Consider the following 15,125-nt stretch of genomic DNA (forward strand, 5'->3'; position numbering starts at 1 on the left):
ACAATAACTGTCTATTACCTTTCTGAATCAAGAAAATAGCCATTCATTGTGGCAAAACTTACCAGCGTATATTTTCTATCTGTCAGGTACTGATAAATTTCATTTTCATGAATGGTTGATAAATCAAACCCGTGTATTTCAACTACTATCAGCTTAGGACGGTATTTGGTTAAATCAATAGATTTTATGGCATTAAAATCATTTCCTTCTATATCAACCGTTAATAAATCTATTATCTGATTTTGTGGCAGGTGTTTATCTAAAATTGAAGTTAAAGTTTGTGTTGTCAGCTTTCTTTCACTCCTATAATTAAACTTTTGCTTCCATTCTTTTAGCATTGCTTCATCTATTGTATTTACCTCGCTTTCCTTAAACTCATAGAAGGTAACTTCTTTTACCTCATCTGAGATTGCCGCAACAACAGGGATATCCTGCTTTCTTTTTCGTTTCCATTTATCAATTAATTTAGGATTTGCATCTATTACTATTCCATGCCAACCATGCAGATATAGCTGAAAAGTATTAGATATTTTGTAAGGATGATGGCAGCCAACATCCAGATAAAAACCTTTTTTTATATCCTTTAAAATCCACTGAATAATTATCTCTTCTCCTGTTTGAGAAAACGTAACTTTACCAAATTTAAAGATATACCTTCTAACAAGTAATAATATATTCAATCTGATTGCATCAAAAAGAGGTAAGAGTTTAAATATAGTACTATACATAAATGATTTAATTTGAGGTAAAACCGATAGCCAAGAATATGCCAACAGAACAGCGTGTATGTGTCAGACAAAACACATTTCGGTCCTGAATTTGTAAATGAGCCTGTTAAATCATTACAGGTTTAATGTCTTTTTTAATAAATCCCCTTTCCTTCTAACCCTTTAATATATATTTTCCTAACAAAAATATGTTTTTAAAACTAATGCTGGCAAAACTACTTCTGAAATAAATGCTCAATGCCTTCATGCCTAGTGCCTTATTGCTTGTGCATACTTTTAACCAGCGATGCGCAAGAATGTAATTCAAGGCTTGGGTATCAAACCTTTTGCTTACTTTATTCTGGTTACTGATTTTCTGTAACCACGTTTCTGTTTGTTGTAAAAATGTCATGTCATCAGCCTTTCTGAATGCAATATGATAGTGAAGATTTATTTCGTCCTCATCAGGTACAAGGCCCAGATTCTGCAATTGTAGCCTGTGATTCAGTTTAACGGTTTGCTCAGAGCGTTGTTGCTGTACTGAACTGATATTATTGGTATGAATACGGTAGTCTACCAGAATTTTTGGCAAAATAGCTACCGGATAATTGGCTGCTATTCTGACCCAAAGCTCGTAATCTTCGGTTGGTGGAAAATCGGGCTTATAATGTATTTCAGGCAGACAGCTTTTTCGAATCATGACGCTCGACTGCACAAAATAATTAACAAACAGCAACAAAGCTGAGAGGTATTTATTAGGTATAAATGATTTAATAAAATCACCAGTAGGCTCCCCTGCCGAATTTACCAATCTCGCCCAGCCTGCTACCATTGCATGGTCCTGATGGTTTTGAAGGAAACTTACTTCTTCTTGTAACCTCTCTGAATAAGCTATATCATCGGCATCAAGCCATGCGATAAATTCACCTTTTGCCTCAGCCAATAAACGATTTCTTGAAAACGATAAGCCTCCGTTCTTTTCATTTTCCAGATATACTATTCTGGGGTCCTTGAAAGAAAGAATAATTTCTTTACTTTTATCGGTTGAGGCATCGTTTAAAACTATCAGTTCAAAATCTTTATATGTCTGATTCAAAATACTTTCAATTGCTTCTCTAACATATCTCTCTGCATTGAAAACAGGCATTAGAACTGATATAGAGGGCATAATCTAGGAATTAAATCAAACAATAAATTATAATGAGTGCGTTGTTTATTTCTTGTACTTGCTTTTAGCATTACCTTCATTACTGCTTGTTTCTTCCTCCGGCTTACTCTCCGATTTATTGGTTCTAAACTCCATTACCAAGCCGCCAATAATTAACAATACGAAGGCAATTGAAGAAAACAAATCAATTTTATTACCAACTACCACAGATTTCGGCTGGAATTTGAATTCGATTTTATGTTTTCCGGCAGGTACAACCATTGCCCTTAGTACATAATTAGCACGGAAATGCGGTGTTTCTTGGCCATCAACATAAGACTTCCAGTCTTCGTTACCTCTGTAATATACTTCTGAGAATACTGCGACCTGATTTGAAGCCGAATTCGACTCATAAGTTAACGCATTAGGCTTATAATCTGTTAATTTAATGGTTGCGGTGGTATCTTGTTTAAGTAGTTTTCCGTTAAGATAACTGTTGTATTTCTGGTCAACAAAGGCCACATTATGAGGATTAAAATTACTTACTGATTTAATTTCTTCATCAGCATTTTTTACAACTTTTATCTCATTCACAAACCAAGCATTGCCTAGTGCTTCGGGGTTTCTTTGTGCCACAGGTTCTCCATTTGGCCCCGGCGCAATAAAGTATTTTGTATTGAGCATATTCAGAATTGGCATATTCAAACGGCCGTCTTTTATCATGGCGTTTTCATAGAGTTCCTGCATACGTTTCAGTTTAGCACCATGATACCCCCCTATTGATTTATGGAAGTATGAAATTCTGGCATCGGACCAGAAGCCTTGATTAGTAGCCAAATCAATTACTCTGAAATCAGGGTCTTTGTCTTTCAGGATTTCTTCATCAGCCGGGCTTGCCTCATAAGATTGGCTAATATCCATTTTCGGACGGAAATCAGAGTTTTTTAAATAGCGTTTGTCTATTAATATTAAATCCAAGGCAGCTAGTAAGCCGATAACTATCACAAAAGCGTTTGCCTTTATTTTCTGGGTAGCAAAGGCCCAGATTAACCCTGCCGCACCCAATAATAAAAAGACTGAACGGAAAATATCGCTCATTACTACCGACTGACGGTCAGAAATGATAGACGCTAGAAACGAATTTGCGAACTCTTGTCCGTTGGCCTGTGCCATATTCTGCACGAGTGCTTCATCGCTTGGCGAGCGGAAGTCAATCAGAAAATATCCGATAATCATAAAACCTAATAAGCCACCCAAAGAGTACATAAGAGGCTTTTTCAATTCTGCAAAAGACAATTTACCGTCAATGATTCTCTTAAGACCGAGCATAGCACCTGCTACCAAACAAAGGTGCAAAAGTGTGAGAATCATTTTGCTATCACGGAATTTATTAAAATAAGGGAAGTAATCGAACATAAAATAGTTGAACCCACTAAAATATGCCCCCCATGCAATAAACAGATAGATAACAGACGTAGCCAGTAATACGTATTTCAGGCCATCTTTTACAATAAACATGGCTAATAAGAACAGGAACAATATAATAATACCTGAATAATTAGCACCCGAAGTATAACCTTGCGGACCAAAATACATAGGCAAACCTGCGCTGAATCGTCTGGCGTTAGTATCATCAACACCTTGTCTGATAAGCATTTTGTAGGTTTCTGAATTGGTACCCAAGTCTGTGTCTGACGCTCCACCTAAAAAGTTCGGAGCAAGTAAAGTCAGCGTTTCTATTTTGCCAAAAGCATAATTTTTTCCGAAGGCATAATCTTTGTCAAGGCCATCTACCGAACGGTTAATATTCCCTAACGTCAGGTCTGATTTGCCACGTGTAGTTTCTTTTGTATAAACCAGCGTATTCCACAGGTACATACCGCGTGTTCCTACACCAATAGCCGTACATAATAACAATATAGCGTAGGCTTTTAGCAAGCCTGAGAAGTTACCCTTTTTAACATGCAGATAGGTTTCAAAAATAGTATAGAAACCCAGCAGGAAAAACAAATAATAGGTTATCTGCGGGTGGTTAGCGTATGTCTCTAAGCCCATAAAAAGGGTTGTTATGGCTATGCCTAACCAGTATCGCCCTCTGAAAACTGCTATAAAACCTGCCAGCACTCCGGGCGCAAACGCTAAAGCTATATTTTTAGAAATATGCCCTGCCTCAAGAAACAGCAAATTATATGAACCAAAGGCATACGCCACTGAGCCAAAGAAACTAACCCATATATTTACTCTCAGCACACGCATCAGCACAAAAAAGCCAATCATGAGGGCTATAAATATATTGGCAGGAACAGGAAAAATATCTAACAAACCCGCTCCTAGCCAGCTAGACCAGCTATTGGGGTAACCTCCTACTATCATAAAACTGGGCATTCCGCCAAACATTGAGTTGGTCCACCAGGCCCACTCGCCTGTCTGTTTATGAAAATCATTCAATTCTTTTGCCGCAGCAGAAGCCATCTGAATATCGTGTAGTCCGAGCCGCTTACCCTGTAAAAGAGGTGAAGCATAAAGGAAACTAATCACAACAAAACCAGCGATTGCCAAAAGATTAGGGGCGAATTTTTTAAACATTTTTTAAAGAATATAATAAAAATTAAATCTGTCTCTGGAAGTTTTGGTTACAAAGAACGCAAAGAAAAATTAAACTCGGTAAGGATAAGACCAAATTTCTTTCCGAAATTTGTAAATCTTTTATTAAGAAATACAATTTAAATGCTCCTTTTTAATATAACGTTTAACGTTGACACAAATATTAGCCAGCATTGGTTAAAATGGATGAAGGCAAATTTTATACCAATGGTTATGCAAACCGGCGTTCCAAAAAAATCATCGGTTTTAAAATTACTTACTGAAATAGAGAACGGAGGTAGTACCTACTCTTTTCAGTTTTATTTCAATACCATGGAGGATTTCCTGAATTTTGACATTAACTACAAAGAGCAGCTACTAGAACGCCACAATGTATTTTTTAATGGCAAATTTGTGATGTTCAGCACGCTTCTGGAAGATATAAGCTAAATGGATTATTCAAAAAGTTTCATAAACTTAAATGGTACTTCGGTCTCAAAACGTAGTTTTTCTTTAGTAATGGGGTGTGTGAATGCCAGCACCCACGCATGAAGCCCCAGCCGATTGATAGGGTTAGTTTTTGCACCATATTTGGCATCACCTACAATGGGGTGTTTAATGTCTTTGGCATGAACCCTTATCTGGTTCTTCCGGCCAGTTTCAAGATTCACTTTTAATAAAGAATATCTGGCGTTTTTTCTCAGAACTTGATAGTGCGTAACCGCTTTTTGCCCAATAGCAGGATTCTGACTCGAATACATAATTAAGGCCTTGCTTTCTACCAGATAGGAGGTAATTGTATCTTCCTCTTTTTCGACGGTTCCTTCCGTCACAGCCAGATAGGTACGCTCTTCGATGGTATCGTTCCATGACTCCTGCAATAGCTTCTGTATACGTTCGCTTTTAGCAAAGAGCATCAAGCCTGAGGTTTCTCGGTCTAGGCGGTGTACTATAAAAATGCGGTTGGCGGGGTGTTGCTTTTTTACATGGCTGCTCAGGATACTGTAAGCGGTGTTATCTTTCTGTTTTTCAGTAGCTATTGATAATACCCCCTCTTGTTTTTCTATTACAATCAGGTGGGCATCTTCAAAAACAATTGATAAGCCTTTATATTTTTGTTCTTCAGGGGCTTTTTTCCACCTGATAGTTACTGTTTGGTCTGGTTTTAATAGATAATTAAATTGTGTTACAGGTTTTTCGTTCAACAGAATATGCCTGTCACGCAGCAATACTTTCACATCATTACGGCTTTTATTGGGTATGTTTTTAAGCAGAAAAACCAATAACTCTGTTTCTTCTTTTACTACCAGTTTGGTTTCGGTGGGCTTGTTTAAAGCCCTTTGTGGATGTTTCCCTTTTTTATCATTTTTTACCATGCGTATCAGACTTAACTCAACTAAAGGCTACAAATTATAAAAAAGGTTTGAATTAATCATGAAGATTTTGCCTGATTAGTGCAAAACAGCTTATTTACGCTCAATTGACAAGATTTTAAATTCAGTACGGCGGTTTCTCTGATGCTCTGCTTCTGTACATTGTACGCCATCGCCACAACCATTTACGGGTTCGGTTTCACCCATACCAACGGCTTTCATTCTTGCACGTGCCACACCATTTTTTGCCAGAAAATTAACCACTTCGTTCGCTCTTAACTGTGACAACGCCATGTTGTCCTGTGCATTGCCACGGGTATCTGTGTGTGACCGTATCTCGATAATCATGTTAGGGTTTTTCTGCATGGTATTAACCAGTTTCTCTAATTCTCTAACGGCTTCTCCTCTTATTTTATAACTTTCCGAGTCGTAGTATATGTTATCGAGTTTCACTACATCACCCACTTTATAAAGTTTTGTATCGAACAAAGACCCTAAACTCGGTTTTGGTGTTTTTTTCTTAAAAATACTGGCAAGACTTCGTTTTTCGGCTACTTTTTCGACTATCTCTGACGTTTTTCCAAAATTCTCTTTAATCGCTTCCAGTATATAATCACAGTCGAGGTCACGCTTAAATTCGTATGAACCATCTGCACCGGTAATCATTTCCTGCACCTGATTATTGCATTGATTGATAAACCTGATTTTTACCCCTGCAATAGGCGTACTGTCTTTGCCTGCCGTTACTACCCCTCTGAAAATACTTGAAACATTATTTTTATTTCTTTTCGACAACAGAATTTCGTCTTGAGTATTGGCTTTATTTACTTCATCAGGTTTCTTTTTTGTTTTTTCTGGTGCTAATATCTCACGTTTCAGATATATATCCAGTTTTGAGGCTTCATAATCTGAAGCATCTTTGTTTGAAAAACTGACAACGTTTGTCTGATACCCATTCTGTTTGACAATAAAATTGTACTCATTATCAGCCTCCAGACATAACTTGATGGTTCCGGTATTGTTGGTAATTGCGCTCTCTTTGGTATTGGCATCTGCCTTCAGTTCATATTCGAAGCGTATACGGTCGAAAGGCTTTTTAGTTTCGGCATCAAAAATATTTACTATCAGTTCGCGGCAGCCATACAATGAGCCTAAACGGGTGAACCGATAAATATCGTCGTCGTTCCCGCCGCGTTTACGATTGCTACTAATAAACCCTGCACGACGTTCGCTGTCTGTAATGATACCGAAATCATCCTGATTTGAATTAAGCGGCGCACCCAGATTCCTGACCTTAGCCGATGGCAAACCTGTGGCGGTATTCATGGCAATGAAAAAAATATCCAGACCTCCCAAACCCGGATGCCCATCAGAAGAAAAATAGAGATTCCCACGTTCGTCTACAAACGGAAACATTTCGTTGCCACGTGTATTTACACTAGCTCCTAGATTTTCGGGCTTGGTCCACTCACCATTATTGTAGCGGGTCATCCAGATGTCAGTACCGCCATACCCTCCGGGCATATCAGAGACAAAATATAGTATTTTATCATCAATAGAAAGGGTCGGGTGTCCACAAGAAAAATCGTTGCTATTAAATGGTAATTCCTTTACCTTCCTCCATTCGTTTTCTTCATAGGAAGCCATGTATAATTTCAGGCGTGTAATACCCGTATTCTTTTTCTGACCGAAAATACCTCCGTTTGCGTTCTGGCTATTGCGGGTAAAAATAATTTTAGAGCCATCATGAAAAAAAGTACAGGGCCCTTCATGATATTTTGAATTGAGGGTCTTACTGAATTTTTGTGTCGGAATAGAGGGTTCTTCCTGATAGTCAAGTTCTTTACTTCCAGTAATGTAGTCGCTTCCTTTACGGCCAACAACTTTGCTATCATTGGCAGTAGGCGGAGTATAATAATCGTCGCCAAGTTTTTTTGATGGAGAAGGACTTTTCGGTGGAGCAGACTGTGAGCTTGTTCCGATAGCAGAAGCACTCGACTCATTTCCGAGCATTTTTAAATCTTCAAGATAGAATAAATCAAGGAAAGCGGAAGCATCCCAGTTGAAAACTCTTTTAATACCTGAGCTATTTGTACGGCCTGACACAAAAACCAAACCTTTTTTATAATAAATGGGGCTAAAGTCGGCACTACTTGAGTTAATGCCTATGTAGTCGACTTTATAGCTTCCTGCGTTTCGTTCTAAAGCACCGCGGTTACTATTTAGTTTTATAAACTCCTCGCCTCTTTTATCTTGCTCCTGTAACTCGTTAAATTTTTGCCAGTACTGATTGGCTTCATCGTATTTTCCGTTGCTGGTTAATACTTGTGCAAAATGCCTGTATGCTTTTATGTCTTCGCCTTTGAGGGTAGGATTCGCACCCAGCACATCTCTGAATACACGTTCGGCATTATTAAAGTCTTTTACCTGCCGATACGCTAAAGCCAGTTGGATTTTGGCTTTTACTATTTCTTCGTCGGTGAGTCCCTTCGGTTTTTTCAAAGCAGTTTCATACAACTCTATTGCTTTTGCGTACCCCAAAGCCTCGTACTGTGCATCCGCTTTCTGGAGCACTTTAGGAGTTCCTTGACTAAATACGACAAAAGCAGAAGTAGCAAACCAAAATAAGAATATTAATTTCCTCAATAGCATTAATAGTACTGCCCCGTAATGACTGCTTTTTTCATTAACGAAATTAGTGCAAAAATCATGCCTTCAAAAAGGCTTTTTCCCTGCCTTTAATTTCAAATCAGTTATAAATTTATAAAAAAAATTATCTATCCTAATCAAATAAATTATAAGTTGTTTTTTATGTGGTTATATGGTTCCTAGAAAACAGCTAACTATTAGTTTTTATATCTTCCCATTATAAAAAAGTAACTACCAATACCTGAACGATTCATTATAAACGATGGCTCATTACTGGTTTAATAATACATTTAGTTTTTTAGGCGTGCCAGCCTTTAAACAAACGAGCCACCTCTCATTAGAAAAATCGTTTTGAAAGGTGGCACCGTTTAAATTAATCAGCTGGGTTAGCGTTTATCTTGCAAGGGTAATATATCCTACTTTGTGTACTTTGGTTCCGCCTAGTTCATAATCAATGGCGTAGTAGTACGTTCCGTCAGGTAAACCTTCACTACCGAATCTGATACCCTGATTCGAGGTTCCATCCCAACCTTTTCCGGTCAATACATTGTCTTTGTCTTTGTACACCAAATGACCCCAACGGTTATAGATATTACCTGATAACAACTTGGCCGATTTAGGAATACTAACTTTGAAGAAGTCGTTTTCGCCGTCATCGTTAGGAGAGAACGCCTCAGGAATTACTACTTCGCCGTAGTTAATCGGGAAGGTCAGTAGAGTCGGTGAGGTTTCGTTCGGTTTTATCAGCATACCAGAATTCGATATGTCAGACACATACAAGCCATTACCAATTGCTTTGGCATAAGCATAGCTCTGATAAGGGCCAGCATGGTTATTATGGTAGACCTTCACTGTGTAGAAGATTGAATCCATTTTGCTTACTGCCAATTGGCTGGTAGTGTCTGCAATTAACAGATTAGCATCTTCTTTACCATTAAAGTTCGGGTTCAACTTCAAGGTTGAGTTGATACCAAGCGACGGTTTACCTACCATTTCATAGCTTGTGCTATCGGCAAAAGTTTTACTTATACTATCTGAAACCTGTACGTTAGTCAATTTAACATTACCTAAGTTTTTCACAAGAGCCAGATAGGTAACTGAGTAACTCAACTGGTCGATTTTGAGTGAATCGACAATCGACAACGACACGCCAATTAATGGAGCATTCGGGTTGTTCGGATTATTGATATCTATCTGAACCTCAATTGGTGTTGGGTCACCATTGTTAGTTGGGTCACCATCGTGGTCAGGGTCAGGGTTAATACCGTCGGTCGACTCCTCTTTCTTCTGCCCATCAATGATTAACTCAGCCTTATTGTAGAACTGCCCTGTGCTTGCATTTTTCAGGTCTAGTTTCACATTGAAGCGTAGAGCAGCCGTAGCACCTTTCTTAATAGTACTTAAAGAATCGATTAGCATTTCTTTATGCAGGCCACGTCCGGTATAGTGAGGGTTCACTACTAAACCTGAGTCTGCCACTACTTTCACTGTATCGTTGAGTATTTTCGCACCGTTACCAAAGGCTTTTTCGAGGTCATCAATCACCTGTACACCTGTGGCATCTGCATTACCCATATTTTTCACATAGATAGTGAATGGTATGCGGTAAGTGCTATCGGCGTTGAGTACAGGCGTGCCTGATACTTTACTTAAACCAAGCAATACACTTTCTTTAGCAGGGTCATTGATAGTATACTCGCTGACATTATTAGCAAATGTGTTATCCACTTCATTTACTTTAGCTAACTCAGCTTTGTTTACTACTTTACCACCCGCTACTACACGTGTTTTGTAAGTGAATGAAGTACTATCTCCTGCTTTTAAGCTATCTAGTTTCAGGCTTACAACTCCGTTGGTATAAGTAGCATTTGCACTACCTGACATGAAGCTTAGTTTATATGGTAGGATGTCGCGCACTTCAATACCAGTTGCTTTGGTTTGTCCTACGTTTTTCACCCATACTTTATATTCAACTTCCTGATTCAGTTCTACTTTATCAGCCATTGCTTTTTTACTGATTGCCAAATCAACTAATGGTGCTGACGGATTCACACCACCTTCGCAGTTGGTAATTGTTACTTTCACTACCGAACCTGCTGTGTAACATCCTGCGGCGGTACGTTCAAAAATATAATATGTACCTGCACCTACTGCACCCGGATTCGTTATCAGCGGTGATGATGGCGAATTAGTAGTATGGAATTCAAACTGTCCTCCTACTGTTGAGATTTCGCTCAGGATTGCTGTATTCAAATCGGCTGTGTTGAACGGACATACATTTCTGATTTCGGCTATTACTGTTGGAGCAGTTGCCTGCTTACCTACTGTAATGGTTACCTCGTTTGAACGCTCGCTTTCACACTTACCACTTAATGAACGACACTTAGCCCAATAAGTTGAGAACTCTGTTGTTGGCGTTACTGTTAGTACGGCTCCGGTTGCTCCGGTTGACCAAACCACTATACCTGTACAACCTGTTGCGCTTAGAGAAGTACTTTCGCCTGCACAGATTTGTTTTTTACATGAGATAAATGGTTTGTTAGGGCTTCCGAACGGAATCATTACTGGCTCGGTTATACCACTTTCACACTCGCCAACTTTACATTTAGCTGTATATTTAACAGTACTATCTGGTATGAGGGTGATGCTCGCACCTGTTGCACCAGTTGACCAAACAACTATGCCTTCACAACCACTTGCTTTGATTACTACTGGTTCACCATCACAAACAAAGTCTTTCAGACAAACCAGACTTGGCAGTGGTATATTTTCAACTCTCACCTGAACACCGTTCGATAATGAGCTGCTACATACGTTCGATTCTTTACAAACAGCTGTGTAAAGAGTGGTTGCTGTTGGTTTAACGGTTACCGATGTACCCGTCTGACCAGTTGACCAGATAACCGTGCCTGTGCTACAACCTGCCGCCGTTAATGTTACATTTTCAGGCTTACAGATATTTGTTTTAGAAGCTGTAATAACCGGTGCAACTGCCGAACAAGTACCACAATCGGTTTTTGTTGTAATAATTATTGTATTAGAAGCCCCACTTGTACTACAAGCATTTGAGCATACTGCGGTATAGGTTCCGGCACTATTTACTGTCAGAATAGTACCAGTAGTACCGCCTGTCCAGATGATAGGTCCGTTACAACCCGATGCTGTCAGAATTGCAGTTTCGGTAGCACAGATACTTGTTTTATTAGCTGTAATTATTGGTGCCGTAGGTATCGCCTGTATTACAACCGCAATTGTATTTGAAGCTACACTTGTGCCACAAGCATTGGTACAAGTTGCCGTATATGTTCCGGCTGTACTTACTGCAATGCTACTGCCTGTACTTCCATTCGACCAGTTAATTACGCCACTGCAACCATTCGCAATTAACGTTGTGGTTTCATTCTGACAAATGGTTGTTTTCTCGGTAGAGATTGTTGGTGCGCTTGGTGTGCCACCTGTGGTAATAACTACCTGATTAGAAGCGACACTTATACCACACACATTTGTACAGGTTGCGGTGTATGTTCCGGCTGTATTTACTGTAAGGCTTGTACCTGTATTACCACCCGTCCAGGTTACTGTACCGCTACATCCGGTGGCTGTCAACGTTGCTGTCTCTGTACCACACAAGCTGGTTTTGTCAGTACTGATTACCGGAGCAGCAGGATTACCGCCAGTCGTAATTATGACGGCGTTCGATACTCCGCTCGTACCACAACTATTTGTACAAGTTGCAGTGTATGTTCCGGCTGTACTTACGGTAATGCTTGTTCCGGTGCTACCACCTGTCCAGCTAACTGTACCGCTACATCCAGTAGCTGTTATTATGCTGGTTTCACTTCCACATAGACTTGGTTTATTTGTAGATATCAGCGGCGCACTTGGATTACCTCCAGTTGTTATCACAATCGCGTTCGATATGCCACTTGTACCGCATGAAGTTATACAAGTTGCCGTGTATGTTCCGGCTGTGCCTACTGTGAGGCTCGTGCCTGTTGCTCCACCTGTCCAGCTAACTGTACCGCTACATCCGGTGGCTGTCAGCGTTGCTGTCTCTGTACCACACAAGCTAGTTTTATTAGCTGTGATACTTGGCGCGCTTGGGGTACCTCCAGTTGTTATCACAATCGCGTTCGATACGCCACTTGTACCACAACTATTTGTACAAGTTGCAGTGTATGTTCCGGCTGTGCCTACTGTGAGGCTCGTGCCTGTTGCTCCACCTGTCCAGCTAACTGTACCGCTACATCCGGTGGCTGTCAGCGTTGCTGTCTCTGTACCACACAAGCTAGTTTTATTAGCTGTGATACTTGGCGCGCTTGGGGTACCTCCAGTTGTTATCACAATCGCGTTCGATACGCCACTTGTACCACAACTATTTGTACAAGTTGCAGTGTATGTTCCGGCTGTGCCTACTGTGAGGCTCGTGCCTGTTGCTCCACCTGTCCAGCTAACTGTACCGCTACATCCGGTGGCTGTCAGCGTTGCTGTCTCTGTACCACACAAGCTAGTTTTGTTAGCTGTGATACTTGGCGCGCTTGGGTTAGTTCCTGTACTGATAAGTACTACATTTGATGTCGGACTTATGCCACAATCATTGCTACACACAGCGGTATACGTTCCGGCTACACTTACTGTGATACTTGTAGTTGTAGCATTTGTACTCCAGATTAATGAGCCATTGCAAGCTGTTGCTGTTAATGTAGCTGTTTCGTTGGCACAAATACTATTTTTATTGGTTGTAATTACCGGAGTAGTTGGAGTATTACCTGTTTTAATAATAATCGCATTCGATGCTAGGCTCGTACCGCAGCTATTTATGCAATTAGCGGTATAGGTTCCGGCTACACTTATTGTGATACTGCTACCTGTGGCATTGGTATTCCATTTTACAGTTCCACCACAACCTGTTGCTGTCAATGTAGCTGTTTCAGTTCCACAAAGATTTGTTTTTGTAGCAGCAATAACTGGTGCAGATGGTGTTCCACCTGAATTAATAGTCAATATATTTGAAGTACTACTTGTTCCACAAATACTTGTACATGTAGCTGAGTAAGTTCCGGCACTGCTCACGGTAATACTTGTTCCTGTTGTACCGTTGTTCCAGTTAACAGTACCCAAACATTCTGTTGCGCTGAGAATCGCTGTTTCAGTTCCGCACAAACTTGTTTTGTTTGTACTGATTATCGGTGCAGAAGGAGAACTGCTTCTTCTGATTACAACTCCTGTACTTGGCAGGCTTTCTCCACACTCATTTGTACATATTGCTGAGTAAGTTCCGGCAGCACTTACAGAAATGCTACTTGTTGTGGCACCTGTACTCCAAGTTAAGTTACCTGTACAACCCGTAGCTATTAATGTAGCCGTCTGTGACCCACAAATCGTAGTAGCATTTGCTTGTACGGTTGGTACTACTGGCGAAGTCTGTGTTTTAATTATAATTACATTACTACTTGTACTTTCACCACAATTATTAACACATTTGGCACTGTATGTACCTGCTACGCTTACAATAATTGAAGTACCCGTTGAAGCATTACTCCAAACTACATTACTATTACATCCGCTGGCTATCAGAGTTGCTGTTTCATTGCTACACAAGGTAGTTGCGCTGCTTGTAATAGTTGGCGCTGCTGATGGAATACCTGTTGTAATCGTAATCAGATTTGAAGGCGCACTTGCTCCGCATGTATTTATACAGGTTGCAGTATATGTTCCGGCTGTACCTGCTACAATGCTGCTAGCTGTTGCACCTGTATTCCATGACAAACTACCTACACAACCACTGGCTGTCAATGTAGCTGTTTCATTACCACAAATGCTCGTCTTATTACTTACAATGGTTGGCGCGTTTGGTATATTACCCGTAGTAATGCTGATGATATTAGAATTAGCACTACCACAACTGTTGGTACAGGTTGCACGATAAGTACCTGCTGCACTTACTGTGATACTGCTACCTGTCGCTCCGGTACTCCAAGATAATGTTGCATTACAACCGCTAGCTGTCAAGGTCGTTGTCTGACCCACACATAGCTCTGTCTTGGTTGCCGCTATCACTGGTGCTACTGGCGAAGTACCTGTCTTGATAGTAATCACATTCGATGCACTGCTGGTGCCACAACTTGTTTCACAAACTGCATTGTATGTACCTGCACTACCTACTACTATACTGCTACCGGTTGCTCCGGTGTTCCATTTGATAGTAGCACTACAACCACTCGCTGTCAAGGTTGTTGTTTCTGTGCCACATAGCTCTGTCTTGGTTGTCGCTATTACTGGTGGAGTTACTGTACCTCCTGAGAAAATAGTAACAATGTTCGATGGCTCACTCGTGCCACAAGCATTTATACAATTTGCAGTGTAGGTCCCCGGTGTGTTCACCGTTGTACTGCTACCACTTACACCTGTACTCCATTTGATTGTACCGCCACAACCCGTTGCTATCAAAGTAGCTACCTCATTACCGCACAATTGTTGTTTATTGGCACTAATCATTGGTGAGGTCGGACTGTTGATGATACTAATTACTATATTGTTTGAATTTGTGCTACCACAACTGTTGGTACAGGTTGCACGATAAGTACCTGCTGCACTTACTGTGATACTGCTACCTGTCGCTCCGGTACTCCAAGATAATGTAGCGTTGCAACCGCTAGCTGTCAA

Annotated in this window: 7 protein-coding genes; 1 reads left to right on the top strand and 6 read right to left on the bottom strand. The window is 40.3% G+C overall.

Annotated features, from left to right (window positions below):
- Nucleotides 1-14: 14 nt before the first annotated feature.
- From WAA15_RS23000 to WAA15_RS23010, 3 genes are all read right to left on the bottom strand, one after another.
- Nucleotides 15-728 (bottom strand): FkbM family methyltransferase, encoded by a 714-nt coding sequence (locus tag WAA15_RS23000; protein WP_337045201.1) that lies wholly within the window; start codon nucleotides 726-728, stop codon nucleotides 15-17.
- A gap of 154 nt (nucleotides 729-882) precedes the next feature.
- Nucleotides 883-1,875: a glycosyltransferase family 2 protein gene (locus WAA15_RS23005; protein WP_337045202.1), complete on the bottom strand. Its 993-nt coding sequence runs from the start codon at nucleotides 1,873-1,875 to the stop codon at nucleotides 883-885.
- Nucleotides 1,876-1,920: 45 nt separating this feature from the next.
- Entirely contained in the window at nucleotides 1,921-4,440 is a 2,520-nt protein-coding gene (locus WAA15_RS23010) for a YfhO family protein (RefSeq protein WP_337045203.1), read from the bottom strand.
- 141 nt (nucleotides 4,441-4,581) lie between these two features.
- On the opposite strand from WAA15_RS23010, the gene WAA15_RS23015 reads away from it, so the two are divergent.
- A complete protein-coding gene (locus tag WAA15_RS23015) occupies nucleotides 4,582-4,887 on the top strand; it encodes a DUF4286 family protein (protein WP_337045204.1) in 306 nt (101 codons plus the stop codon).
- A gap of 5 nt (nucleotides 4,888-4,892) precedes the next feature.
- On the opposite strand, the gene WAA15_RS23020 is transcribed toward WAA15_RS23015, so the two are convergent.
- The 3 genes from WAA15_RS23020 to WAA15_RS23030 form a co-directional block, all read right to left on the bottom strand.
- On the bottom strand, nucleotides 4,893-5,813 hold the full coding sequence (locus WAA15_RS23020; protein ID WP_337045205.1) for an RluA family pseudouridine synthase: 921 nt from the start codon (nucleotides 5,811-5,813) through the stop codon (nucleotides 4,893-4,895).
- 90 nt (nucleotides 5,814-5,903) lie between these two features.
- Nucleotides 5,904-8,384, bottom strand: a complete 2,481-nt coding sequence (locus WAA15_RS23025) for an OmpA family protein (protein ID WP_337045206.1) — start codon at nucleotides 8,382-8,384, stop codon at nucleotides 5,904-5,906.
- Nucleotides 8,385-8,852: 468 nt separating this feature from the next.
- Nucleotides 8,853-15,125, bottom strand: a complete 6,273-nt coding sequence (locus tag WAA15_RS23030) for a gliding motility-associated C-terminal domain-containing protein (protein WP_337045207.1) — start codon at nucleotides 15,123-15,125, stop codon at nucleotides 8,853-8,855.

The organism is Emticicia sp. 17c (genome assembly GCF_037153985.1).
Classification (GTDB): Bacteria; Bacteroidota; Bacteroidia; order Cytophagales; family Spirosomataceae; genus Emticicia.

What these genes read in the sequence shown, in the direction of transcription:
- WAA15_RS23000 (WP_337045201.1), bottom strand. Translation starts at nt 728, where the DNA reads ATGTATAGTACTATATTTAAACTCTTACCTCTTTTTGATGCAATCAGA.
- WAA15_RS23005 (WP_337045202.1), bottom strand. Translation starts at nt 1,875, where the DNA reads ATGCCCTCTATATCAGTTCTAATGCCTGTTTTCAATGCAGAGAGATAT.
- WAA15_RS23010 (WP_337045203.1), bottom strand. Translation starts at nt 4,440, where the DNA reads ATGTTTAAAAAATTCGCCCCTAATCTTTTGGCAATCGCTGGTTTTGTT.
- WAA15_RS23015 (WP_337045204.1), top strand. Translation starts at nt 4,582, where the DNA reads ATGCTCCTTTTTAATATAACGTTTAACGTTGACACAAATATTAGCCAG.
- WAA15_RS23020 (WP_337045205.1), bottom strand. Translation starts at nt 5,813, where the DNA reads ATGGTAAAAAATGATAAAAAAGGGAAACATCCACAAAGGGCTTTAAAC.